The following is a 25,063-nucleotide window of genomic DNA, read 5'->3' as shown; positions in this document are numbered from 1 at the left end:
TTCTACTCCCATTCAATTGTTCCTGGGGGTTTTGAGGTAATATCATAAACTACCCGGTTAACCCCATCAACTTCGTTAATAATCCTTGTAGTAACCTTTTCTAAAAACTCTCAATCAAAATGACTAATTGTTGCGGTCATAAAATCAACACTTTGGACACTTCTTAAAGCACAAACATAGTCATAAGTCCGGTTATCTCCCATAACTCCAACAGTTTTTACTGGAAGCAAAGTGGCAAAAGATTGCGAAGCTTGGTGATATAAATCGTGCTCAACCATCATTGATAAAAAGATATCATCAACTAATCTTAAAATATCACACTTCTCTTTGGTAACTTCACCAATTACTCGAATCCCTAATCCTGGTCCAGGGAAAGGATGACGATAAATCATTGATTCAGGTAGCCCGAGTTCAACCCCAACTTTACGAACCTCATCTTTAAATAAAGTACGTAACGGTTCAAGAAGTTTAAAATTTAAATCATCAGGTAAACCTCCCACGTTGTGATGAGATTTAATTACTTTTGAAGTCCCACTAATCGTTGAGGATTCAATTACATCAGGATAAATTGTTCCTTGAGCTAAAAAGTGGGCGTGTTGAAGTTTGGCTGCTTGATCACTGAAAATATCAGTAAACACTTTACCAATAATTTTTCGCTTGGTTTCTGGTTCTTCAACCCCTTTCAAGGCTTGATAAAACTGGTCAGCAGCATCAACTTTAATAATTTTCATCATAAAGTTTTGCTCATAAGCATGCATCACTTTTTCACTTTCATTTAAGCGCAATAACCCTGTATCTACAAAAATACAAGTCAACTGGTCACCAATCGCTTTACTGATTAGCGCTGCTGCAACTGAAGAATCAACTCCTCCGCTTAAACCAAGAATAACTTCTTGATCACGTACCAATGTTCTAATTTCTTCAACTTTAGCACTAATAAACTCACTCATAAACCAATCTTGAGTAGAGTTACAAATCAAAAACAAGAAGTTCTTAATAATTTGCTCCCCATACAAGGTGTGAGTCACTTCAGCATGAAACTGAATTCCATAAATTTCCTTGCTGTGATGTTTAATTGCGGCAATCGAATGTTCTGAAGTTGCTAGTTTCTCAAAAGTATCAGGCATTTTAGTAATATGATCAGCATGACTCATTCATACATCCTGATTATCTGGTACATCAGTAAAAAGTTTAGTTGGGTGCAGAATTTTTAACTTTGCCTGACCAAATTCTTGTTTTGAAGCACGTTCTACACTCCCGTGATAAAGATGGGTAATTAATTGGAGACCATAACAAACCCCAAAGATTGGTAAACCACTATCAAAAATGGCAGGATCAACCAAATAAGCATCGGCATCATAAATCGACGCTGGTCCTCCAGAAAGCACAATTCCCTTTAGATCAGGATATTGTTGGTGCATTTCTAATCAAGTTAACCTATGGTTGACAACTTCTGCATAAACATGCAAATCCCGGATTCTTCGTGCCAGTAATTGGGTATACTGACTCCCATAATCTAAAATGATGATTTGTGTTTGTTTCATTTTTCTCCCGTTATTTTAAAAAAGGTATAAAGCATCCCTCTCATCTGATACTTTATACACTAGGTTTTGTCATCTTTTTTAATTGTACTAATTATAGTTTTTTCAAAAACTAAAGTCAAGATAACTCTTAGAAAACAAAAAATACTCGTTTTCACAAGTATTTTTTTCTTCGATGTTTATCAAACTAGTTTTTAGGACTACTGGTTGTTGCTGAAGAACTAGTAGTTTGTCGACTAGTACTTGCGGGTTTAGCAGTTGAAGTTGTCTTTGAAGCAGTTGTTGAACTTGAAGTACCAGCACTACTGGTTGTTGAGGTAGATCCACTTTGAGTGGGTTGTGAACTAGGTCCAGTTGCTCCAGGAGTTGTGGTGTTAGTTGAATCCTTGTAGATCATTTTAGTTAACATTACTGGAATTGAATCTTCTTCTTTTAATCAGAAGTAAATATTTGCTAATAAACCAATTAAAGTCATGAAACAAACCAAAGTTAAAAGTCCAAAAACAGCACGTTCACCTTTTGGCTTTCCTTGAAACCCTTCAGTTTTGAAAAGCTTTTGTCCTAATGGTTCTTTGTTTAAAATTCAAAAGACAAGGTTAACAAACGGAATAACAATCGCTCAGTTAACTAAAGAAGCTAAAAATCTTCGTAGTTTAATATTTGTATTTTGCACAAGATAATCTCCTATCTATAAAATTTTGTGTACATAGAAATTATACACACTAATATATAGTTGTATTATAACACAATGAAGAAATAAAAGAATTATTTTGTTATTGAGGCGCTTTTTAAAAAAACTTGAAACCCTAAAGTTTGAAATTTTAATCGACGCAAAATTAGATCAACTGATGTTTGATAATAATCATTCACAACCGTTTGGTTAATTTCATTCACCATTTGGGGATTGGTTTGAAAAGTGGTCAAACTTGCAGTTAATGATAAAATCTCATTTTGTCCTCAAGTGATATTTTTTTGAGCTTGTTGATAATCTTTCTCACTTATCTGGTTGTTATCAGTTATTTTAAAAACTAACTGGTCTTTATAATCCCCATTAAGATCCATTTGTTGATACAACTCCTTGAACATCGTCGATTTTAGTGTATCAATTAAAACCGTCTTCCAGTTAGCAATAGGTAAACTAATTTGACTTAGGAAAACCAAATCAGACTGGGTAATATTGTGACGATGATTAACTCCTGCACAAATTTTTAAAAACATTAACAAATCTTCATAATAATCAGTTGGATCAAAGTTATTCTTTTTAAAAAGATACTTTAAAAATTCAATCCCGACCCTTTGATCATCTACACTAGTCAGATCAAGTGGTTGTGGTTGATCAACAATCATTTGTTGCAATCTAGCTTGTACATCAGCATCAATCAACTTAAAGGTTTTATTATTAGTCATTAAATCAGTTAATTGCTCTTGATTAATGGTTTCTAAATTCATAACGCTTCGCTCCATAACTATTTAATTCTTCAACTGAAGAGCGGTGGTTGATTCTGGCTTGTAAATCTGTTTTTAATAAACGTTTAGCATTTGCTCTGGCTTCGTTAATGTTTAAAGTATCAGCAAAGTAAAGTTTCATACTAAAAAAAGAAACTAACGTCATTGCAATCAAAAGTCCACACATTACAGACAACAGAATCACTACAACCCTTCCGCCCTCGTTGTTATATTGGTTAATTTTATCTACATCAAGAGTGGAATCTTTTCAAATCGATTGATAAACGTTAAAGATTCCTACCCCTCCTAATTTTAATGCTTTAATAACTGTATTGATAATAAATTGAGCAAAAGTTTGAGCAGCACTCACTAAACCAGTAGCAGGAATTCCTTGGGTTCGGTAATTCCATAAAATTGCCATAGCAAAACAAGCGTAGAAAATTTGTGCACTACCCATCCCTAAAAAGAAGTTAAAGATTAAATAAACAATCGGTTCATCAGCAAAAAGACTGACAATCAAAGCCGCAAAGCAAATTCCAATACTATTGACAATTAAACTTCGAAAGCCAAACTTTTCAATGAAGAACTTGTAAATTAAATATCCAAACAAAAACTGAGGGGCAACAAAGAAAACTTGATAAGTACGTAAAAAAGCACTTATCCTCATCAGGTTGAAATTAGTCCGGTTCAACAACCTGGTAGTAAGGTATGTTGTGATTAAATCTGACTGGGTGGTAGCAAAAATTAAACTAAAAGCAAAGACAACCCCGATTAACCAAACAAGAATTTTCCAGTTAAACTGAGGTAATTCAGCAAGAAGCCGATCATCTAAATCACTGACATAATGGACATCTTCTTTAAAATTGACAAGCGAAAATAACGCACTTAAAACTAGGAAAAAACTTGTTAAACTATAAAGAACAACATGGTTATAACCAGATTTTTGCTGGGTTAAATTAATTTCTAATCCTGCTAAATAACTACCAAAAAAAGTACCAAATAAAATAAAAACCGAAATCACAGTCACACTCAAAGTGGGAGCAGCTCGATAATAAAACTGTTCATTTTCAAACAAGAAAAATAACGAATTTGCTGAAAGTGCAAGAGCTAAAAATAAGGCAATGACTACAAACAGAGCAATCGAAGAACCATTTTTATTAACAAAGGTAAAAATTGTTGCTAAAAAGAGCATTATTCCTGCAAAGTACATTCACACCCGACGATGATGAATCTTTCCGGTTAAAAAAGTTGCTAAGGGTTTAAGAAACACTAAAAAGAGAGAGTTTGTTCCAAAAAAGAGTAAGGTTATCTGTACTGGTGTAGAAAAAACTTTTCACCCCAACTGGGCGGTGTTTCATTGGATAATAATCCCACAAGCAACCCAAAAAAGAATCGTTTCAACTCCAAAAGCAATTCACTTCAAACTTAAGCGCTCTTTATAAATAACAAAAATAATGCTAAGAAAACCAAAAAGTACCAACAAGGGGTCAAGTAAATACAAATCTCAGTTTTGCGCCACACTTAACCTCCTTGAGTTAAAGTCTCAATTAACAACTAATAATTTTATTTTACCCTAATCATTAAGAAATTACATTTCTTCAATTACATCAAGACCAATTAAAGCAAAAGCGTTAGTTAAAACTTGTAAGACACTCACAATTAAACCCAAGCGAACCTTAGTTAGTTCCAACTGACTGATATCAATGATTTTAAATTCAGCATAATAAGAATGAAACTGGCGAGCAACTACCTGGATGTAGTCAGTAATTAAGTGGGGAGAACGTTGTTTTGTCGCTTGTTTAACCACTTCTTGAAAATTATCTAAAGTAATTAACAGGGTAGTTTCTTTTTCTTCTTTTAATAAAGCAGTTTGATTAAAGTCTGGTGCTAAATCACGATCATTAGCTTGTTGAAGAATAGAGTGTAATCTAGCAGTGGCGTATTGAGCATAATAAACCGGATTAGAAGCGTTCTTTTGTTGAACCAAGTCGATATCCAAATCCATATGCGAATTAGCATCTTTAGCAGCAAGCATATAACGAAGGGCATCTTTACCAATCATTTCGACTAAATCAATCATTCAAATTGCGGTTCCTTTTCGTTTTGACATTTTAAATTCAGTACCATTTTTAATAACTCGAACCATTTGAATCATCTGAATTTCTAAAATATCAGGATCGTTACCCAATCATGTTAACCCTGCTTTCATCCGCGCAATATACCCGTGGTGATCACCACCTCAGACATTAATTAGTTTATTTGCTTTGGTACGGTTAATTCGAACGTTGTGAGAAGCTAAATCTGGAGTGAGATAAGTATAAGTCTTACCATCACTTTTAACCAATACTCGGTCTTTGTCATCCCCATACTGAGTTGTTTTTAAGAACAGGGCTCCTTCTTGATAATAAGTCGCTTTTTTTTGTTCATAAAGTGCCAAGACTTTTTCAATTTCGTGGTCGTCATACATTTTTTGCTCACTATTGTAATAACCAATTTCTACACCAATACTTTTTAATTGACTTTTGATAATTTCTAAAAAATAAGCAGTCGCTTTTTTGCGGAAGATTTCATTTACTTTTTCATCATCAATTTGGTTACTAGTAAAAGTGACATCTTTAAACTTATCACCATACTCTTCGACTAATCGATGAGCTACTAATTCATAACCTTCACCTTTATAAGCTTCTTCAGGTAAAGAAGTTTTAATCCCTAGCTGATTTAAATAATAAACAAAAACCGTTACTGCTAAAATGTTAATTTGGTTTCCCGCATCATTGACATAGTATTCAGTCAAAACATCATAACCAGTAAATTCAAATAAACGTTTTAAAGAATCTCCAATCACTGCATTTCTAGCATGACCAACGTGCAAATAACCAGTCGGATTAACTGAAACTTCTTCAAGACTAACAATTTGGTGATTCTTTTCTACTCTTCCATAATCAAGTTTTGCAGTATTGATTTGACCAGTAACTTTTGAAAGATAACTCGGATTAAAAGTAACATTAATAAATCCTGGTCCAGCAATACTAATATCAGCAAAGACTTCTTGATAATCAGCTAAAAGTTGATCACGAAATTCTGATGCTAAAACTTGAGGAGCAACACGTTTTTTCTTGGCGTTTGTTAAAGCAACCGTAGTTGAAAAATGAGCATCAATGCCAGTTTTATTTAATTCGATTTGAGGGCGGGGTTCATCAATCCCAAGTTTAGTTGCAGTTTTGATCAGCATCTCTTTAAAGTTTTGATAAATTGTTTTGGTAGTCATTGCTTTTTCACTCTCTTTTCTTTTAATTTTAAACCAGAAAACAAAAAGAACATTGTTCTTTTCGACAATGTCTTCTTGCTTATTTTTTCTTTGATGCTTACTAATTTTTTATACCAACCATCAGCAAGAAGCAGGGGTGGTTAAACTCTTGGTTTAATTACCACCATTTTGATAAACACTTGAAGTAGTTACCAGTTTAGAATCCTATATGAATTCTGCTTAAGACCTTCTTTTGAAGGTTAAATTGTCATTAATTCTTTTTCTTTTTGTTTTGCTAATTGATCAAGTTGTTTGATTGCTTCATCAGTTCAAGTTTGAACATCTTTTTCAAATCCTTTGAGAACATCTTCAGAAATTTCACTATTCTTTTTCACTTGGTCAAGTGCACTACGACGATTATTGCGAATTCTTACTTTAAAGTTTTCTAACTCCTTGTACATCTTTTTCACAATATCTTTACGAATGTCTTCAGTTAAACTCGGAATATTAATCCGAATAATTTCTCCATCCAAAATTGGATTAAATCCTAAATCGGCACGATTAATTCCTTGAATAATGTTGTCAACTTGGGATTTGTCATAAGGTTTAACTACTAATAATTGTGGTTCTGGGGCACCAACTGAAGCAGTTTGGTTAATTGGAGTTAAAACACCATAAGCTTCAACCATCACGCTACTTAACATATTAGCATTTGCTCTTCCTGTCCGAATTTGATTCAAGTGTTGTTTAAACCCTTGAATTGTGTCTTCCATTGCGTGCTTAGTTTGCACTGTTGTCTCTTCGATACTCATCTCATTAATTCCTATTCTTCAATAATTGTTGAAGTTAAACTTCCTTGAATAATCTTAGTCAGACTATCTGGTTGTTGCATATCAAACACAACAATTTTCATTTTTGCTTGTTTAGCCATCAAAGCAGCACTTTGATCCATCACATGTAAGTTTTTAGCAATGATATCATCATAAGATAACTTAGTAAAAAGTTTCGCCTCAGGGTTTTGTTTGGGATCAGAGTCATAAACACCACTTACCCCGTTTTTGGCCATCAAAATCGCATCAGCTTTAACTTCAATACCTCGAATTATCGCAGTAGTATCAGTTGTGAAATAAGCATATCCAGTTCCACTAGCAAAAATGACAATATAACCCTGAGCTAACAAATCTCGTGCTTCATAAAAATTATAATCCTTGGTTAAGTTTTCAATCTTTAAAGCAGAATAAACAACTACTTTAGCATAACCCTTCTGGTTAATAACCGCTTGCAAGGCCAAAGCATTCATGACTGTTGCCATCATTCCCATATAGTCACCGCTGATTTGTTCGATACCTAACTCATCTGATAATTTTCCTCTTCAGATGTTTCCTCCACCAACAACAATTCCTAATTGTAAGCCATCTTTAACCATCGAAATTAATTGGTCAGCAGTTTGGTTAAGTTTTTGACCGTCATAAATATTATCTTGATCTTTCAAAGCCTCCCCACTTAACTTTAGTAAAACCCGTTGATATTTCAAAACTTAATCCTCGCCTTCTTTTCCTTGATTATAAAAAAAATAACTTTACTTGTAAATTGAATAATCCATTTTATAACGCTTCTTTTTTTGATCATAACGTTTTTTCAAGACTTCTAAGCGTAAAAAGATCATTTCACCAATTAAACCAACACAAAGAAAATCAAAAAAAGTATTTAAACCATTAATCATTAAAGAATATAAAAATAAAGGAAAACCAGGGTAAGTGAAGTTTTGATAAAACAATACCCCGCCAATTACTCTAGATAAGTAAATTCCTAAATAAGGTAAAATGAAGAAAGTAATTCATTTACTTCGTGATGGCTTTGTCTGGTTAAAATAAACAATCGTTGCTAAACTAACCATTAAATTAGGAATTAAATAATCAAAACTAAACTGGAAGAAGTTAATAAAAAAGGTTGAAGGAAAGAATAAGAGCGAACTGCCACTTAATAATCCGGTAAGAAAAGTCTTAGCAAAAGAATTGGTAAGATAGGCTACAAAAAATAAGGTTAAATATTCAAAACTAAAACTAAGAAAAACTGTAGGTACCATTCCTAATAATTGTTTAAAAAGTAAAACTAAAAGAAGATAAACTGCATAACTTAAAGCGATAATTAAAAAATCATAAGTCGTTCACTTTTGGTGAGATCAGCTAAAAAAGTGATGAGAAAAACTATAAATTAAGATATTGACTATTTCATAAAAATTAAAACTAATACAAGCATAAAAAAGTCGCTCTTTTCAAGCATTTCAGGAATAATTAAGACTGAAAAGACTAATCATAAGTAATGCTAAATAAACTAAAGTGGCAAAAACTTCTACCACCAATCATAAAATAAAGACGGTTATTTGACCATTAATTTTTAAATTAGTGCTAAAGCGAAGGTTTAAAAAAATTACGCCAAAAACAAAAGCACTACCAATTCCCAGTGTTCAAAGTATTGAATAAATGAAAAACGCTTTGCGTTTTTGTTCAAAAATTTGAAAAATTTTTTCTCTTTGATTAAACATTTTACTCATCTAACTCCTGACATAATCGCATTTTTAACCAGAGGCAGACAAAAAAAGTAAATAAACTTTCCTCCGTTGGCATTATCCACATCAGGTCAAAGGTCTTAGATTGCATCTAACTCTCAGCTGGTTTACCAGCTCCCTTGTTCATCTTCTTTTGATTATAATCATTATATTAGATAAAAAAAATAACCTTAAGGTTATTCTTTATTTTTTTCATTCTCATTAGAAGTGGTTTTTGTAGTTTTACTTTTAAGTTTTTGATCAACCACTACATCATCAAGTTTTTGTTCAACTTTATGACCTTGAATCAAACTCTTATAATAAACAAGTTCGTCTTCGTGAGTTACCTCAACTCCTGTTAGAGCAGCATTCGCTAAAATAAATTGGCCAAAAACTGAAGTGCTACGGAATTTTTGCTTTTTATGGGTACGTTTCCCTTGAGCATAGTTAACATAAACATTACTAGTTTTTGTATCTTTAATAATTTTTGTAATCTTGTAATAAGGAATCGCTTCTCCCATAAACACAATACTTTCATCATCAAAAGCAATACCATAATAAGGCAAAAAGAATCACATCATCAACATAACTGCCACTAAAGCCACAAATCCGATCACAATTACTGCAATTATCGCCCCTTGAGCAGTTACTCCATCTGTTTTAAAAATTGCTGATGGCTGGGTATAGAATACCAAAACCAGAATTCAAGCAATTAAAACAACCACACCTAAACTAAGCGTAGTTAGCAATGATGCTTTTCCATAAATTTTTTCTTTGGCGGGAAGCTTTCTAAAGCGTGAAAAATAGTAACTAAACATTGCACTAAGAATTGCTCAAACAATCGCTAAAACCACTGCCAAGACTAGAAACTGAGTGACTGTTTGACCGTTGTTTTGTAACTGATTCTTATCAGCATCAATGGTTCAAGTAAGCGACATCATTAGTTTCCACCCTTAACTTGTGCTGCCACTTCTGAAGCAAAGTCAGTTTCAATTTTGATAATTCCTTCACCAACCTCATAACGAATCATTTCTTTTAAGGTAGCACCTTTTGCTTTAATAAAATCACCAACCTTATATTTTTCATCAACAACAAAGTCTTGGTCTAAAAGATTTACTTCTGCTAAACGTTTGTTTAATCTTCCCTTTAAGATATTTTCTTTAATATTTTCTGGTTTTCCTTCAACATCAGTGGTTTCAGCAATAATTTTTGCTTCTTGATCAATGAATTCAGCAGGAATTTCTGCTCTTGATTTATATTGAGGATTCATTGCTGCCACATGCATAGCCACATTATAAGCATCAGCATCACTAATCTTTCCTTCAAAAATTAATAGTACTGAAACCCGGTTGTTAGCATGGTTATAAACACTAACTGTTTGGTTATCATTTTTAGTACGCACCTCTAATCTACGTAAATCAATTTTTTCACCAATTTTTGCTGTAGCATTAACTAACGCTTGTTCAACAGTTTCACCACTAGTAAGTTTGATTCCTTTAGCAGCTTCTAAACTTTCAACATTTTGCGCTAAAAAAGCATCAGCCAAATCATCAATCAACTTCATAAACTCTTTGTTTTTAGCCACAAAGTCAGTTTCAGAGTTAACCTCCATAATCACGACACTTTTAGCATCTTGCTTAGCCAAAGTAACTCCTTCAGCTGCAACACGATCAGATTTCTTAGCTGCTTTTGCCAAACCGTTTTCTCTTAATCAAAGAATTGCTTGATCAATATCACCATCAGTGGCTTCCAAAGCTTTTTTACAATCCACAATTCCTGCTTGAGTAATGTCTCTTAACTGTTTTACTAATTTTGCATCAATTGCCATTTTTCTTGTTTCCTTTCTTATTCTTTATCTTTAGTTTCATTAGGAACTTGGTTTTGAGTTTCGCTTTGTGGTCGAGATTCAACTTCATCATTATTAAAACGACGACGAGGATAACGATTTTCACCCTCACGTGGTTCACGTTTAACAATTTTGGTTCTCAAAACACTTGGAGCCATCGTCAAATTAGCGCCTTCAGCATAAGCTTCTACGATATTATTCACGATTAAATTAATTGATTCAGTTAAATCATCATTTGCTGGAATCACTAAGTCAATTAAGTCTGGATCAGCGTTTGTATCACAAATTGCAATCACAGGAATACCAAGTTTCTTAGCTTCTTTCACAGCAATTTCATCAATGATTGGGTCAGTGATAAACAAGGCTTGAGGAAGTTTATGCATTTGCTTAATTCCACCTAAGTTTTTCTCTAACTTAGCCTTTTCTTTTAAGATTAAAATTTGTTCTTTTTTTGGTCTTAAAGCCAATTGTCCAGATTTTTCTTCTTGTTCAATGTTTCATAAAGCACGAATTCTTAAAGAAATCGTTTTCATGTTAGTCAATGTTCCACCCAATCAACGAGTGTTAACATAGAAGTTTTGACTTCTTAAAGCAGCTTCTTTAACCGCTAACTTAGCATTTCTCTTTGTTCCTACAAAAAGAATTTTCCCTTCGTTTTTTCCGATTTCTTCAACAATTTTTTTTGCATCATCCAATGCCTTCATTGTTTGTTGTAAATCAATGATATGGTTTTTATTTTTAACCCCATAAATATAAGACTTCATCTTTGGATTTCATCTTTTGGTTTGGTGTCCGTATTGAACTCCTGCATCTCATAACTCTTCGCGTGTTAATTCTTTTGCCATTATTTTTCCCTTTTCTAATTTATTTGTTAAACTTCCAGAAGGTTCGAAACAGTTCCACTCAAATATTAAAAGCTTGAGCACGTGGTATGTCATTCCCTAATGTGTCTTGTTATTTCTCTTTAACGATCATATAACTCTTTTATTTTAAAGAAGAAATGCCTTAATTTCAACCAAGAAACCAGAAAAGAAAACTTGCCTACTAAGACAAGTTAACCATCATTCAATTTGTTATTTTTTAATCAAAACTGCAAAGCATTTAGTCTAGATTACAAACAATTTTAAAGCAAATTATTTACGATCATAAACTAAAGGGTCTGGTCCAAGACGTTTAGAAGGTTCCAGGACGTTGATTTTTTCCATCTCTTCATCAGTTAACACGAACTCATCAATTTGCGAAGCATTAGTTTTAATACGGTCAACATGAACTGATTTAGGAATAATTACAACTCCACTTTGTAATGCTCAACGCAAAGCAATTGATGAAGGTTGCACATGATATTTTTCACTCAATTCCACGATGTAAGACGCATCATCAAACTGACCACCCATCATTGTTCTTCAACTTTCAATTTGGATGTCATTTTCTTTAGCAAAAACTTGTAAGTCTAAAACAGGATACATTGGGTGCATTTCCACTTGGTCAACCATTGGTTTAATTTCGCTTTCAGCAATTAAACCTTTTAAATCATCAACTAAGTAGTTCGAAACTCCAATCGCACGAACTTTTCCCTCTTTATATAGTTCTTCTAAAGCATGATAACATTCGTTTCCACTTTTTGCTGGTCAATGTACTAAAACAAGATCCAAATAATCAGTATCTAATTCGGTTAAAATGCGGTTAAATGATGCAAGGGTTTTATCACGACTTTGGTCAGTGTTTCAGATCTTTGAAGTAATAAAAAGATCCTGACGAGTTTTAGTTGATTTGGCAATTGCTTTTTTTACAATTGCATGGTTTTGATAAATATCAGCTGTGTCAATCATTCGATATCCAAAATTAATTGCTTCAACAATTGCTTCTTCTCCTTGAACTGGATCAGTAATTTTATAAGTACCAAAACCAACCATAGGCATTTCTACTCCATTATTTAGTTTGACATTTTTGTTTAAAAATTTTTCCATAATCTGTCTTCTCCTTATTTTATTTAATATTTCTTTGTTCTTTAATCAGCGAGTAAGCAGCGTTAATTTGACTCATCTTTTCTCGAGCTTGCACGGAAGGGTTTTTGTCAGGATGATAAGTTTTTGCCAATTGACGATAAGCACTTTTCACCTGCTCATCACTTGCATCCAATTCAACACCCAATTCTTTATAAGCAGCGTTTAAAGCAACCTTATCCTGATGAGAAAAATATTCACTTTCCTCACCTTGATAACCATTATAACCTCCAGAATTGAATTTAGTGCGATTATAGTTTGAACCTTGGTGGAAAAACTGGTTTAAGAACTCGCTGATAAATTCTTCATAAGAAGTTCTGGTTTGTTGATATAAATCTGAGCGCATTCTTTGCACTAATTGGTCAATAGAACTATTTAAACTCTTTTCATAACTTTTCAAACCTGCTTTTAGATAATTATGATCAGGAGTTTGATTACTTACAGCTAAATTAACAGTATGAGCAAGAACTTCTTCGTATCAAAAACTTACCAATGAATAGGCGTTAAAACCTAAAAATTCAAGATAATATTTACTAAAAAATTCAATCGCATTAGCATCAAGATAAGTAACTAAGTTTTGAAATTGACCTAATAAACGATCATCAGCACTAAGACATACTTTATTAAATTTTATTTGTGCTTTTTCTAAAAAAAACATGGTTTCACGAAGTTTTTCACTACTTAAATTTCGAGTTTCTAAATACTTTTTAGTAGCTTCTAAATTAGAAAAAAATGGGAAAACTTGAATAAACTCTTGATAATTAAGTCCTGGAATTTCTACTTGATGGTGGATGTTAGTAAATCATATCTTTCGTTTTGCTGAAAACTGATCACGCAAGTGTTGATTATAAGCAGAATAATTTCTGGATTGATTCTTAGTTGAACTTGAAGCATTATTATGTTTTTGGTTGAACTCTTTTTCACGTTTTTTCTGACTTTTTTTATGTCGAACACTTTGAATTAAAAACCCGAAGATTAGTAAAGCAACGATGACGACGATTGTGATAATAACCCCTGTTGTTTTCATTTTTTTCAACCTGCCTTACTTTTATTGTATCTTATCGCTTTATATTTAAGAAGAAAGCTAACAAAAATTTTCTTGTCGTTTCTCAACTGTTTCAATGCTAAAATCTAAGTAAAGTGAGACTTGAATCATGATAAAAAAAATCAAAGAAACCATCAGAATGATAATGGTTGATGTTGATGGTACTTTATTAGATAACTACCACAATATGAGTGAAGCTAACCAAAAAACTCTTAGTGGTTTGAGTGAACAAAAAATTTATCTTGTGATGAATACTGGTGCATTACCAAAAGATGGATATAACATCCTGACTAACACAAGTATTGGTATTGATAATTATACAAAATGGTTTATTGGGTTAAACGGAATAGTTATCTATAATTTTTTGACCAACGATAGTTATTTCCAAATAAATACTCAAAATAAAACCAAAATTAAGGAAGTTTTTGAAAAATTGAACTTTAAAAATTATGAAATCATTAACCTTCAAAACCGAAGTTTTCTTCACTTTATTGTTCATAATTTTGAGACTTGATATAAGTTAGTTTTTGAAATTTATCTTTCTTTAGAAAAGAACAATAACAAAATTTTAGGTCTAGAAAGTTGTTTGCTCTTAATTAATCATTTTGATCAAGTTTCATTGGCAAAGAAAAACATTATTTACTTTGGTGATAATCTTAACGATCTTCTTGTTTTCAGTGATCCTGAAGTTTATTGTATAGCCATGAAAAATGCTATTGATGAAGTAAAAACACTAGCTAATGATAGTACCACTGATAACTATCAGGGAATTAGTGATTATTTAGAAAAATTAAAAAGCGCCAATTAAGCGCTTTTTAATTTTTTATTTAGCTTCTTGAGCAATTACTCTTACTCTTGTACGGTTCTTCCCGAACTTTTCGTATTTAACAACACCACTCACTAACGCAAATAAAGTATCATCGCCTCCACGACCAACATTTTCACCAGGGTGAATTTTAGTTCCTCGTTGACGAAAAATGATTGAACCAGCATTAGCAAATTGACCGTCTGCTTTTTTTGCTCCTAAACGTTTTGATTCTGAGTCACGACCATTTTTAGTTGATCCAACTCCTTTTTTAGAAGCAAAAAATTGTAATCCTAATAAAAAACGCATTTTATCCGACCTCCTTTAAAGTAACATTTTGTGGATATTGCACCAAAATGGTTTTGATTTGGTAAACAAGAAACCCAAAAGTTTTTTGTACATCCTTGTTCGCCAAGTTTTTCACCTTAATACTGATAGAGTTATCTTTCACCATCAAGATTACATCATCACGATATTCAGCATCATAAGCATTTAAAGCGCCGCTCATGATTCCTGTTAAAGCTGCACAAACTAAATCATGACCATAATCACCACCATTAGCATGTCCGCTCATCTTTAACTCTAAAAACTGACCATTTTGTTTGGTTAATTCCACCTTAACCATTCTTATTTCCCTTCACTTTTAACTGCTGGTTTACTTTTAGCAGTTTTAGTTGCGGCAGGAATTTCTTTAACCACCTTATTTTTAGCAATCGAAATTTCATCAATTCGCACTTTGGTATAAGGTTGACGGTGCCCATAAACCTTTCGAATGTTTTTTTTGGGATGATAACGAACAACGCGAAGTTTCTTTCCTTTACCTTGTTTAATCACCGTTCCTTTGACAACTCCATCTTTAACAATTGGGTTCCCTAAGTGACCATCAATCATCAAGACTTCTTCAAAAGTTACTTTGTCATTTGCTTCTCCAGAAATTTTTTCCACATAAATTTCTGATCCGATTTCAACTTTAACTTGTTTTCCACCAGTTCTAATAATCGCAAACATTTCTATTTCCTCCAGTCTAGACTCGCCTTATTGCGTGGGTTTTCACCAACTTTTTGACACAAAAAAGAGCGGTTGAAACTCATTTCAACGTTAGTTATTATAACTAATTTCACCATCTGATTCAATAAAAAAGATTACCAAGAATTCTACACCTAAATAAATCTAGGTAAAATCAGGACCACCATAATCTCCTCCTGTTATTTCCTGACCCAATTGGTAAGGGTCTTCTAAGTGCAATTGAGTAGTCGGAGTGGTGTGGGCAAGTTTAACTTGATGATCATCATCAGAGTGATTATCATGGTTTAAACTATTACTTTTGCTATCATCAATACTGATTTGATTGTTTCCTAACTTATAAGTGACCTTATCGTGGTGTTGATGATCATTAAACATAAAAACTGTTGTTGCAATCGTTGAAATTGTATCAGTAATAAACCCTCCGATTGCTTTAAAAATACTACCAAGACCACTAAGAAAACTCCCACTGACACCCTTTCCTGCCTTAATTTGTTTTTTTGCTTGAATTGTTAATTTTTTCATTTTCTTCCTCCCCTAAAGAATAAGGAAGGTTTTAGGTTTTTTTACCACTTTCTTTTAAAAATACTGCATAAAGTTCGTTGATTGGTAAACCAGTTTGAACACTGACCACTCGACAAGCAGCTTTTAATTTTAATCCTTGATTAATTTGTTCTTGAATTAAAGCAATTTGTTCTTGTTTTGACAAAACTAACTTAAAAGAAGAATTAGCAAAGCAAATTACAAATTCACCCTTGAAAACAAATTCAGGACTCTGAATAAACTCAGCAACTTCGCGAATCGTTCCCCGAATAATTTCTTCATTCATCTTAGTTAATTCTCGAGCAATGACTACAAGTGTTTGGGGTTGGTTAATTAATACTTGGTCCAAAGCTAAGATAGTTTCTTTTATTCGGTGTACTGATTCATAAAAACAAATTAAAGTATCAGAATAATTGTGCACAATCTTTGTCAATTCATGAACCTTTGCTACTTGATTTTTACTAGTTAAAAAACCGTGAAAGTAATTGCTTTTCGCTACCAAAGCACTAGCAACCAAAGCATGAATATAAGCAGGACCACAGTTAAGTCCGCTAAGATTGAACTTCAGCATTTCTTCATTTACCAAAGACGCTAGTAATCATGACCCTGGATCGCTAATGGTCGGGATTCCAGCATCACTAATAATTGCCAAATCACAACCTTGATTTAAATATTCTTTAACTCGCTTACTACGTTCTAATTCGTTGTATTTATGCAAGGAAATTAAGGGTTTATTAATCTGAAAGTGCTGCAAAAGGATTTGACTAGTTCTGGTATCTTCACAAAGAATATAATCTACTGCTTTTAACGTTTCAATCGCTCGAAGACTAAAATCGTTTAAGTTACCAATCGGTGTTCCGACCACATAAATGGTTGGTAAACTGTTTTTAAACGTTTGTTGAACTCACATCTTAACCTTTCTATCTTAGAAAAACCCAAAAACAAAACTTGTTTTTGGGTTTAATAAACTATTTAACACTGACAACTTTTACTTTGTAAGGAACATTAACTTCTCTAACTTCTAAAACCTCTTCGCTCTTGTGACCAAGCATTGCTTTAGCAAGGGGAGACTCGTTTGAGATTAACCCTGCAAACGGATCAGCTTCAATCGCACCAACAATTTTAACCGTATGAATTTTTTGAGTTTTCAAATCTTGATATTCAACTTGAGAACCAATCTTCACTTCCCCTTTTTTACCACCAGTATTAATTACTTTTGCTTTGGAAATTACTGATTCTAATTCTTTAATCCGACTTTCAATTTCTGCTTGTTTGTTTCTTGCTGCATCATAATCAGCATTTTCAGACAAGTCACCTTGGTTTCTTGCTTCTACCAATTCATCAATTACTTGGGGACGAATTACATCGATTAAATGTCGTAGTTCCTTTCTTTTTTCTTCTAACCCCTCTTTAGTTAAAATAATCTCTTCTGCCATCAGTTTTCACTACCTCCGTTTTGATTTTTACATTATAACTTAATTTTTCTGCCATTTTAGCACAAAACTACGAAATTTTAATCATCATCATGAAGATAATGATAAAGTTTCATTGTCGTTTGCCGATTTTTAATAATCAGGTCCAGTTCTTCAAAACTAGCTCTTTTTAAATCACCTTTAGTTTGGTAATGCTTATTTAACTCCTGAATCTTTTTTAATCCTAACCCTTTAATTGTCAACAACTCGTTAGTTAGAAAGGCACGATTTTGTTTTTGTCTAAAACCAGATTTAGCATAACTATCAACCCTTAACTGCATGCTCGCTAAAAAGTTATACAACCCTGAATGTTTATCTAAAACTTGTTCGCTTTGGGTTAAATCAAGAATTTTTTCTGTATTATGATGGCTATTTTTAATCAAACCAATCACAGGAATTTGTTCTAAACCTAAGGCTGAAAGCACCTTTTTAGCGGCGTGAACTTGTTTTAAGCCTCCATCCATAATCACAAGATCAGGGAGCGGACGATGCTCGACTAAACTCTTTTGGTACCGACGGTAAACCAAATTTTCTAACCGACTCGCATCATCACGAGCTTCGATTTCAATGTTATATTTCCGAAAATCATTCCGGGAAGGCTTACCATTATAATAAACGACACAACTTCCAGTAACAAACTCATCACCCAAATTGGAAATATCAAACATTTCAATATGTTCTGGAAAGGTTGGCAAGTTCAAAAGAATTTGGAGTTGCTTTAAAACTTCACTCTCTTTATCATTAACACTTTGACTTTGAAGATTAACTTGGTTTAAAGCCTCAATTGCATTTTCTTGGGCTAATTGATAAAGTGCCTGTTCTTGAGGATTTAACGGGTGGGTTGCCAAAGGTTTAACTTTATCTTCTAATTGAAATAAATCAATGTCTTTAGGAAGAATGATTTGGTCTGGTAAGATGTTTTTTTCATAGATTTGACTCACATAATTAATTACTAATTCTTCTAAATCCTGATCATGATAAACACTGACTAACTGGTCTTTATACAACAATCTTCCTGCCCGATAAAACAAGGTCACAAAAACAAGATGTTCATCATCAACTTCATAAGCAATCACATCGCGATTAGCCTCATCATCAATGGTTACTTCTTGGCGTGAAAGCGCATAATCAAGTGATTCTAACAACTCTTTCAACCTTCCTGCTTCTTCAAACTGTAAATTAGAAGCAGCATAATCCATTTTTTCTAATAAATCAGTCCGAACCTCGGTAGTTTTTCCCTTAAAAAAGCGGTCAACATGACGAATTTGTTCTTGGTAATATTGGGGGTCAACTACTTTAAAACAAGCACCAGAACACTGGTGAAGGTGGTAGTAAATACACGGTTTTCCTTGATATCCCTTGCACCGACGCAAAGGAAATAAACGTTCCATCACCCTTAAAAGGTTTCGAGCATTACTTCCTTGTGGTAAAGGACCGTAATTGCGAAGCGCTTTTTTGTTATACTTGCGAACGTATTTATACTGGGGGTCCCTTTCATTGGTAATAATAATATAAGGATAAGCTTTATCATCATTTAAGATGATGTTGTAGCGAGGGTGGTATTTTTTAATCAGGTTTTGTTCTAATAGAAATGATTCTGCTTCATTACTAACCACAAAAAAGTCTAAATCCTGAATGTCACGAACTAATCGAGTAGTTTTAATGTTGTGAGCACGATTAAAATACGAAATTACCCGTTTACGTAAATCTTTAGCTTTTCCAACATAAATGACCTTTCCTTCATTGTTATAATAAAGATAACATCCAGGTTTATGAGGGAGGTTTTTAACTTTATCTTCTAGGGTTTGGTTATTAAAATAAGTTTTATCCATGAGTTTCTCCTGACAAGTTAGTGTTTTAGAGGCGGAATTCAAAGTTTAGTTAAAGTATTGGTTAAACCAAAATAACGATTATTATTAAAATAGGCATCTTGACTAATTTGGGCTGTTTGGTTTAATTTTACCTTCAAATTTAAAATAACTTGACGAGGAAGAAGAAAACAAAAAACTCCTAAACAAAAAACAAGAAGAAGGCAAAGAGTAAAAACCAGTTGTCAATGACTCTTGAAGTTAAGGGTCGGAAAATAAATTACCATTGAAAGAAAAAACCCCAAACCACTCAATAAAAGAGCAAGCATTAAAACTACTGATTTTCAATTTAAATGCTTCAAGTTTGATTTTACCTTCAATTGATGAAACAGATATTGGGGAGGAACTAAACCACTCAACTCCTGTTCGATTAAATGATAATAACCACCATAAAAGGTTCAATATAAGGGAAAATTAATCAACCTCAAAACTTCAAGATTATAATCTTGAGAAACTATTTTAATCAATTGTTGCAGTTTGGAATAACCAAGATAGTTTTTAACTATTGTGTAAAGCACTCAAACTGTAAAAAAAACTAAACCATCATAAATTAAAATCTGATTTGGTCGGGAATTATTAACATTTTTAATTGAAGAATAAAGGTTAATTGCTCAAAAAATCATTAAACCCAAGAAAAAAACTAGGTTAATTAAAAGCGTATTGGAAAACTTCTTGGATTGGATATGTAAATAACTCTTTAAATCACTTTTGTTCATAAACACCTTAACGTCGACGAAGTTTGATTCGTTTAACCACTTCATCAATAATTAATGGAAAGACCCCATTACTTTGTGCTGAATCAACATCAATAATAAAAATTTCATCTTCACTTGTATTAGTAGCATTAAGTTGGTATAAGTCAAAACCAAAGCTTTCTTCTTGATCAAAAAAAGTTTCAAACAATTCGTTGAAATTAAAGGGGATATGAGTTTCATAAACTTCAATAATTAGTTCTTTTAAACGGTTAACAATTTCATCAACCAAAGAATAATCAAAGTGATCTTCTTCTTTCATATATTGTTCGTAACTTGCACTAATACTATCAGTTTTATCAATTAAAATATCTTTGATTGGTTTATTCAAGTTTAAGCGTAATGATCAGCAAATTACTAAAGGTTGGACTTGATCTCATTTTAAATCAGAATCATTTTTAAAGTTAGTAAAACTTTCTTTGAAACCCGCTTCAAACCCATCTGATTTTTGAAAATTAAGGTTAAAACTCTTTTCTTTTTGATCCAATTCCTTAAAAAAAGTCAAAGCAGCTTTTTCATCGTTTATCACTGATCAAGTTAAGCTAATTTGTTCCATTTGCATATTCTTTACCCGCTTTATTTTAAATAAAATATATGCTATAAATTTAAAAAAATCAAACCTTTACTTTTGGTTTGATTTTTTTTCGACTTTATTTTGGTTTATAGTAGATTTCTCGGGTTTTTCAACCGTTATCAGGACCAATTAGACCCTCTGCTTCCATTCGGTTAATAATTTCACTTGCTTCACTAAAAGAAATCTTTAACTGACGTTTTAAAAATGAGGCACTAGCCTTTCTGGTTTTTAAAACTTCTGCTAATGCTTGTTTGTACAACAAATCTTTTTGGTTTAAATTTACAGAATCAGGAAGAGAAACCAATGATTTAACCATCCCATCTGTTTGAGTTTTTCCATCAAGAGATGGTTTTAAAATTTCTTCAAAGAATAAAGAATCATCAACTTCTTGACCATCATTGTTTATAAAAGTTTCCATGCTTGGTTCTCTTAATGGTTTAAAACCATAGACCCCAAGCTGAGGATCAATTTTTACACCAGTGTCTATTAAGGTTTGTGTTGGTTCAACTTGATGATATTTTAGATCAATATCTTGTTCCTCATCAAACATCGTAAAAGTCTCGTACTCATCTTCTGGTTCATTTCAATTAATTTCACTAAAATCCTTTTTAATTACCAATGGTGATTCTTGAGCAGGAGGCGAAACAACATCTAGTAAAGGCGCTTCTGATTCTTCTGCTCAAGATAACACTTTAGTAGATGAGTCTTTATGGTTAGTTAAATTAAACAACGGTTTTTTTTGATCGTGAGGATTGTTATTACTTCTTAAAGCAAGCACCCTCACTTTTTTTCCTTTTCTTTTTGCTTTAGGCAAGAATAAGAAAAGTGGATTTCCAGTTAAAGTCCAGATAATACTTAAAAACAAAGCAACAACACCCAAGACTAAACTAATCGGAAGTGAAGTATAAGCAAAAATTCCTGCAAAGAAATTACCAAGAAAGCCACCACCTTGATATAAGTTAAGATAACCAAATAATGGGTAAATTAAGAACTTGGCGTGACCGCTGACATTATTAAACTTACTACTAAAAAGACTGTTTTCTAACCAGTTACTAGTATAAATCGTCATTGATTTAACAAAAATGTTTTTTTGTCATAACTTAATCCCATCTAAGTGGTGAACTTTTAAACCAATTAATAAAGCCGCAGAACAAATTCAGGCAACTGCTAAACCAAGCGCTAGTAGCATTCCTAAAAATCGTTTTTTAGCCTTAAGTTGTAAACCAAATAAAATCGAAAGGTCAATAAACATTAAGACTAAATAGATAGGATATTTTAATCAACCGAAAATAAAGTTGAAAAATACATCGTCAAAAAAAGCACCGATGGTTAAAAACCTTCCTGCAGATAGAATTAAAAATAAGAAAAAGGTCACTGACCCGACCACTCAAGCAATTGAATCGCTCTTGTGAACCTTTTTATTAGTTTCAAAAATAATCGTCCGGTTTTCGTTGTAGTTTTTGGTTGATAACACTGTGCTCTGATCAGTGTCACTAACAAACTCTTTAATTTTTTTGTTCATAGCTTCTCTCTTCTTCAAGACTATTTTTTATATTCTACCTTATTTTAACTAATTTTCATGTTTCATATTAAAACTAAAAATTTACAAAAAAAGAACAGTCGGGAAAAGAACTGTTCTTTGGTACTAAATATTGGACATGGATAAGAACGATTTAATCGTTTAATTTTAAGGGAAATAGTTAACAAGTTATAAAATGAGTTTTATATCACAAAGACAAAAATATTATTTTAAATATAATTATCGCCCAACATTTAGTATAAAATTATGAAATAAATTAACATGTGATTAACAACCACATTTACATAATATTCTCATTTTGAAAAAGTTTTGATAAAAAACTATTAATAATAAAAAGTTCTGTTTTTTATGTTTTATTTTGGAATTTATTCCAAACACCTAACTATCTGTAACTTTCTCTTTAAAATTTATGTTAATTAACTTATTAACTAATTGCTCTTGTCAAGATTGTGTTTCAACAACACCATCGCTTAACTTCTTAATCATCTTAACACCAGTAAAACGGTAGTTACTTGTTCCATAAGCAACCGACGGAACAGTACTGTGATCCAAGTAAGTTAAGGTAGGTAGAGTTTCAGGAGTTCTGGTGTAAAGTGGTAAAATCACTTGCGTCTCATACAAAGCACTCATTTCTGCTTGAGAAAATTGTTGATAACGAGAAATGGTATCTGCTTGTTGACTGGCTTCATCAAGCAGTTTACCATAAGCACTTAGCTTAGTTGCTAAATCATCATAACTACTATTTTTTCCTTTTAAAGTTTCTTGTCCATCACTGGTGGTACTATCAATAACTTTACTAAAGTTGTTATATGCATCATAATCACCCTTATATCTAATAGTATTTAAATAAGTTGAAGGATCAGCATAGTCAGGACTTCATCCCGTAATGTTCATACTATAAGCACTTTGACGTTGTTTTTGTGCAAAATCAGCTTGGTCAATACTCTGAGAATCGTTATAAGTAATACTAAATGGAAGGTTAGGAATTTGATCAAATTCATCAATCATACTATTAAGTCAAGGGAGGAAAGTAGTTTTTAACGCTCCGTTTTCTAAGAACCGAAACTTAACGTTATTTTTAATCTCGTTGGCATCCCGATCCAGATTAACTTGCTTAATTAAAGTCTGAATTTTTGCTTCCACACTTTGATCGTTGATAAATTCTTGTTTTAAACTCTCATCAGTTAGAGCAGAATAAGCTAAGTAATCATTTTGCAAGTACAAGTCTTGACCATTATCAGTCAACGCTTCTTGCTCAGCAAGTTCATCATCTGTCAAAGTTTGACCCATTTGAGTAGCAACATCTTGCACTTTAGCACCATAACTTGTTTTAATATAATCAGTATAATCTTTTTCATTAACATCTAAAGCCAAGTCATTAGCAGTATAAATGTTTCTTAACAATGAAGATTTGACCGCACCTTGAGGGTCCAAGGCACTTGAATAATAGTGTGCTGCTGTACTTCGGTTAATTGCATAAGAAATCAATGCCCGGGTTGAATTTTGGGCTAAAAGTTTATTTTCATCTAAACCAGAAATATCAGCTCCTGAACTAGTGCCTTCGGGACGATAACCAAAATTATAAGTAATCATTCAAGTGGCTGGAGTTCCTGCATAAACATCTTTTAACCCTTTAAATTTAGGATTTGTCAGGTCGCTTCCAACATACTTACTTCAACTTCGAGCATCAGTTGGTGAAATTGGCGTTTCAGAAAGATCACCAGTTTCAAACAAGAAGACTAAATTAGAAGGACTCTGATTTTTTGGGTAATTATAAATAATTTCTTTAATTGAAGTTTGATCATAATCAAAATAGTTTTTATTAGCCACTAACTTCATTCCTACAGAAATATTGACATCTCTAGGAACATAAGCACCAGAATAATAAACGTGATCATATCCTCTAGAGTTATTCGCAGCATTTCCATAACTATACCCAGCAGTCATTGATTTTGTATAGTCAACTGCTATATCTGGTAAGGGTGAAAAAGCTAAATAAGTTAACATGGTTGGAAAGTAAGGTGCAGTTGAAGCTAAATGAAAAATAACTGTTCCTCCTGCCACTTCACCCTCATCATTAACTCCATCCTCAACAGTTAACATTGGTGAATCTGGATAAGTGGCAGTTTTGTCACTGATTGATGGTAATGCTTCACTAGTTCCAGCCTTACCTTCGGTTCAAAACCCGGGCATATCAACTGTTGAACCATTTTTAGTAATTTGAATGTAATGTTTGATAATCTCATCCAAAGCAAAGTTCTGACTCGCCTCATTTTCATACTGATAATCAGCTCCTGTTGCAGTTGTAATTGCGTTAGACAACTCATCAGCACGACTCATAACCACTCCTCATAACCCGTTAATTTGTGAAGTGGTTGAAGGATTATAAATATAACGTAACGTATTGGCAACATCGCTTGCCTTAATTCATTTCTGCTCTGCAACATTCCCCTTATAATCAAACCAATGAGCATCATTTTTCAAAGTCAAGGTTCAAGTCTTGTCAGCATCACTTCCATCAAATTCAGTTGCTAAATTTCCCTCAACCTCTTTATTAACATTAGCTTTTAAAAGTGTTTCTTGTAAATTAGCAAGGATTTTTAAATCTTCGTTTTGCATCGTCACTCCTGTTGATCACGAAGACATTGGTGCAGCATAATATGTCTTGTAAACAGAAGTGTCAACTGCTCGATTCATTAACTTGCCAAAAGTCATCGGTCCACAACTAACAACGGTTGCAGTTGTCATTGTAGTTAAACCAAGTGCACTTAAAACTGATAAACTTCTTTTTAACATTATTCTGCCCTCCT

The 25,063-nt window shown here is 32.8% G+C and carries 24 protein-coding genes, 1 pseudogene and 1 riboswitch; of the genes and pseudogenes, 1 reads left to right on the top strand and 24 read right to left on the bottom strand.

All coding sequences use genetic code 4. The features are described 5' to 3' along the window. Window positions 1–2 precede the first annotated feature (2 nt). The 13 genes from guaA to LD125_RS02900 all read right to left on the bottom strand — a co-directional run bounded on the left by guaA (window position 3) and on the right by LD125_RS02900 (window position 13,658). Entirely contained in the window at window positions 3–1,544 is a 1,542-nt protein-coding gene (gene guaA / locus LD125_RS02960; RefSeq protein ID WP_250137069.1) for a glutamine-hydrolyzing GMP synthase, read from the bottom strand. A gap of 184 nt (window positions 1,545–1,728) precedes the next feature. Beyond that, on the bottom strand, window positions 1,729–2,214 hold the full coding sequence (locus LD125_RS02955) for a hypothetical protein (RefSeq protein ID WP_250137070.1): 486 nt from the start codon (window positions 2,212–2,214) through the stop codon (window positions 1,729–1,731). 92 nt (window positions 2,215–2,306) lie between these two features. Continuing rightward, the gene (locus LD125_RS02950) at window positions 2,307–2,990 is read right to left on the bottom strand and encodes a hypothetical protein (RefSeq protein WP_250137071.1); all 684 of its coding nucleotides are present in this window, start codon (window positions 2,988–2,990) and stop codon (window positions 2,307–2,309) included. Further along, window positions 2,971–4,506 carry an MFS transporter gene (locus LD125_RS02945; RefSeq protein ID WP_250137480.1) on the bottom strand — a complete coding sequence of 512 codons (1,536 nt, stop codon included), beginning with the start codon at window positions 4,504–4,506 and terminating at the stop codon, window positions 2,971–2,973. Before LD125_RS02945 ends, LD125_RS02950 begins: the two co-directional genes overlap by 20 nt. Before the next feature lie 69 nt (window positions 4,507–4,575). After that, window positions 4,576–6,255: an arginine--tRNA ligase gene (gene argS / locus LD125_RS04025; RefSeq protein ID WP_250136432.1), complete on the bottom strand. Its 1,680-nt coding sequence runs from the start codon at window positions 6,253–6,255 to the stop codon at window positions 4,576–4,578. Between the two features lie 239 nt (window positions 6,256–6,494). After that, complete coding sequence (frr, locus tag LD125_RS02935; protein ID WP_250136431.1) at window positions 6,495–7,046, bottom strand: ribosome recycling factor; 552 nt, start codon at window positions 7,044–7,046, stop codon at window positions 6,495–6,497. A gap of 11 nt (window positions 7,047–7,057) precedes the next feature. Continuing rightward, on the bottom strand, window positions 7,058–7,768 hold the full coding sequence (gene pyrH / locus LD125_RS02930) for a UMP kinase (RefSeq protein WP_250137074.1): 711 nt from the start codon (window positions 7,766–7,768) through the stop codon (window positions 7,058–7,060). 45 nt (window positions 7,769–7,813) lie between these two features. Then, the gene (locus tag LD125_RS02925) at window positions 7,814–8,779 is read right to left on the bottom strand and encodes an energy-coupled thiamine transporter ThiT (protein ID WP_250137481.1); all 966 of its coding nucleotides are present in this window, start codon (window positions 8,777–8,779) and stop codon (window positions 7,814–7,816) included. 49 nt (window positions 8,780–8,828) lie between these two features. Continuing rightward, a riboswitch (TPP riboswitch) is annotated at window positions 8,829–8,934 on the bottom strand. 45 nt (window positions 8,935–8,979) lie between these two features. Next, window positions 8,980–9,723: a hypothetical protein gene (locus LD125_RS02920; RefSeq protein ID WP_250137482.1), complete on the bottom strand. Its 744-nt coding sequence runs from the start codon at window positions 9,721–9,723 to the stop codon at window positions 8,980–8,982. Next, window positions 9,723–10,610 carry a translation elongation factor Ts gene (tsf, locus tag LD125_RS02915; RefSeq protein WP_250136427.1) on the bottom strand — a complete coding sequence of 296 codons (888 nt, stop codon included), beginning with the start codon at window positions 10,608–10,610 and terminating at the stop codon, window positions 9,723–9,725. The genes LD125_RS02920 and tsf overlap by 1 nt, the downstream gene beginning before the upstream one ends. 17 nt (window positions 10,611–10,627) lie before the next feature. Beyond that, entirely contained in the window at window positions 10,628–11,473 is an 846-nt protein-coding gene (gene rpsB / locus LD125_RS02910; RefSeq protein ID WP_250136426.1) for a 30S ribosomal protein S2, read from the bottom strand. A gap of 288 nt (window positions 11,474–11,761) precedes the next feature. Then, window positions 11,762–12,595, bottom strand: coding sequence for an aldo/keto reductase (locus LD125_RS04020; RefSeq protein ID WP_250136425.1), 834 nt, complete (start codon window positions 12,593–12,595; stop codon window positions 11,762–11,764). A gap of 19 nt (window positions 12,596–12,614) precedes the next feature. After that, window positions 12,615–13,658, bottom strand: coding sequence for a J domain-containing protein (locus LD125_RS02900; protein WP_250137483.1), 1,044 nt, complete (start codon window positions 13,656–13,658; stop codon window positions 12,615–12,617). A gap of 127 nt (window positions 13,659–13,785) precedes the next feature. On the opposite strand from LD125_RS02900, the gene LD125_RS02895 reads away from it, so the two are divergent. Continuing rightward, window positions 13,786–14,484, top strand: a complete 699-nt coding sequence (locus tag LD125_RS02895) for an HAD family hydrolase (RefSeq protein ID WP_250136423.1) — start codon at window positions 13,786–13,788, stop codon at window positions 14,482–14,484. A gap of 15 nt (window positions 14,485–14,499) precedes the next feature. Here the strand turns inward: LD125_RS02895 and rpmA are convergent, their stop codons facing one another. The 11 genes and pseudogenes from rpmA to LD125_RS02840 form a co-directional block, all read right to left on the bottom strand. Next, a complete protein-coding gene (gene rpmA / locus LD125_RS02890) occupies window positions 14,500–14,790 on the bottom strand; it encodes a 50S ribosomal protein L27 (RefSeq protein WP_250136422.1) in 291 nt (96 codons plus the stop codon). Window position 14,791: 1 nt separating this feature from the next. After that, entirely contained in the window at window positions 14,792–15,106 is a 315-nt protein-coding gene (locus tag LD125_RS02885; RefSeq protein WP_250136421.1) for a ribosomal-processing cysteine protease Prp, read from the bottom strand. Between the two features lie 89 nt (window positions 15,107–15,195). Next, a pseudogene (gene rplU / locus LD125_RS02880) lies at window positions 15,196–15,489 on the bottom strand (50S ribosomal protein L21); the annotation flags it as partial. 162 nt (window positions 15,490–15,651) lie between these two features. Further along, complete coding sequence (locus LD125_RS02875) at window positions 15,652–16,029, bottom strand: hypothetical protein (protein ID WP_250136420.1); 378 nt, start codon at window positions 16,027–16,029, stop codon at window positions 15,652–15,654. Window positions 16,030–16,060: 31 nt separating this feature from the next. After that, the gene (rsmI, locus tag LD125_RS02870) at window positions 16,061–16,957 is read right to left on the bottom strand and encodes a 16S rRNA (cytidine(1402)-2'-O)-methyltransferase (protein WP_250137484.1); all 897 of its coding nucleotides are present in this window, start codon (window positions 16,955–16,957) and stop codon (window positions 16,061–16,063) included. A gap of 58 nt (window positions 16,958–17,015) precedes the next feature. Further along, a complete protein-coding gene (greA, locus tag LD125_RS02865; protein ID WP_250136418.1) occupies window positions 17,016–17,483 on the bottom strand; it encodes a transcription elongation factor GreA in 468 nt (155 codons plus the stop codon). Window positions 17,484–17,560: 77 nt separating this feature from the next. Then, window positions 17,561–19,351 carry an excinuclease ABC subunit UvrC gene (gene uvrC, locus LD125_RS02860; RefSeq protein WP_250137485.1) on the bottom strand — a complete coding sequence of 597 codons (1,791 nt, stop codon included), beginning with the start codon at window positions 19,349–19,351 and terminating at the stop codon, window positions 17,561–17,563. Window positions 19,352–19,368: 17 nt separating this feature from the next. Further along, window positions 19,369–20,103, bottom strand: coding sequence for a hypothetical protein (locus LD125_RS02855; RefSeq protein WP_250137486.1), 735 nt, complete (start codon window positions 20,101–20,103; stop codon window positions 19,369–19,371). A gap of 7 nt (window positions 20,104–20,110) precedes the next feature. Beyond that, complete coding sequence (locus LD125_RS02850; RefSeq protein WP_250136415.1) at window positions 20,111–20,695, bottom strand: hypothetical protein; 585 nt, start codon at window positions 20,693–20,695, stop codon at window positions 20,111–20,113. A 94-nt stretch (window positions 20,696–20,789) separates the two neighbouring features. Then, window positions 20,790–22,235 carry a DNA translocase FtsK gene (locus LD125_RS02845; RefSeq protein WP_250137487.1) on the bottom strand — a complete coding sequence of 482 codons (1,446 nt, stop codon included), beginning with the start codon at window positions 22,233–22,235 and terminating at the stop codon, window positions 20,790–20,792. Window positions 22,236–22,631: 396 nt separating this feature from the next. Then, window positions 22,632–25,049 carry an ABC transporter substrate-binding protein gene (locus tag LD125_RS02840; protein ID WP_250137488.1) on the bottom strand — a complete coding sequence of 806 codons (2,418 nt, stop codon included), beginning with the start codon at window positions 25,047–25,049 and terminating at the stop codon, window positions 22,632–22,634. Between the last annotated feature and the right edge of the window lie 14 nt (window positions 25,050–25,063).

It is taken from the genome of Mesoplasma sp. JKS002658, from assembly GCF_023566355.1.
GTDB lineage: Bacteria > Bacillota_I > Bacilli_A > Mycoplasmatales > Mycoplasmataceae > Edwardiiplasma > Edwardiiplasma whartonense.
This window is presented reverse-complemented; position numbering and strand designations above follow the sequence as displayed.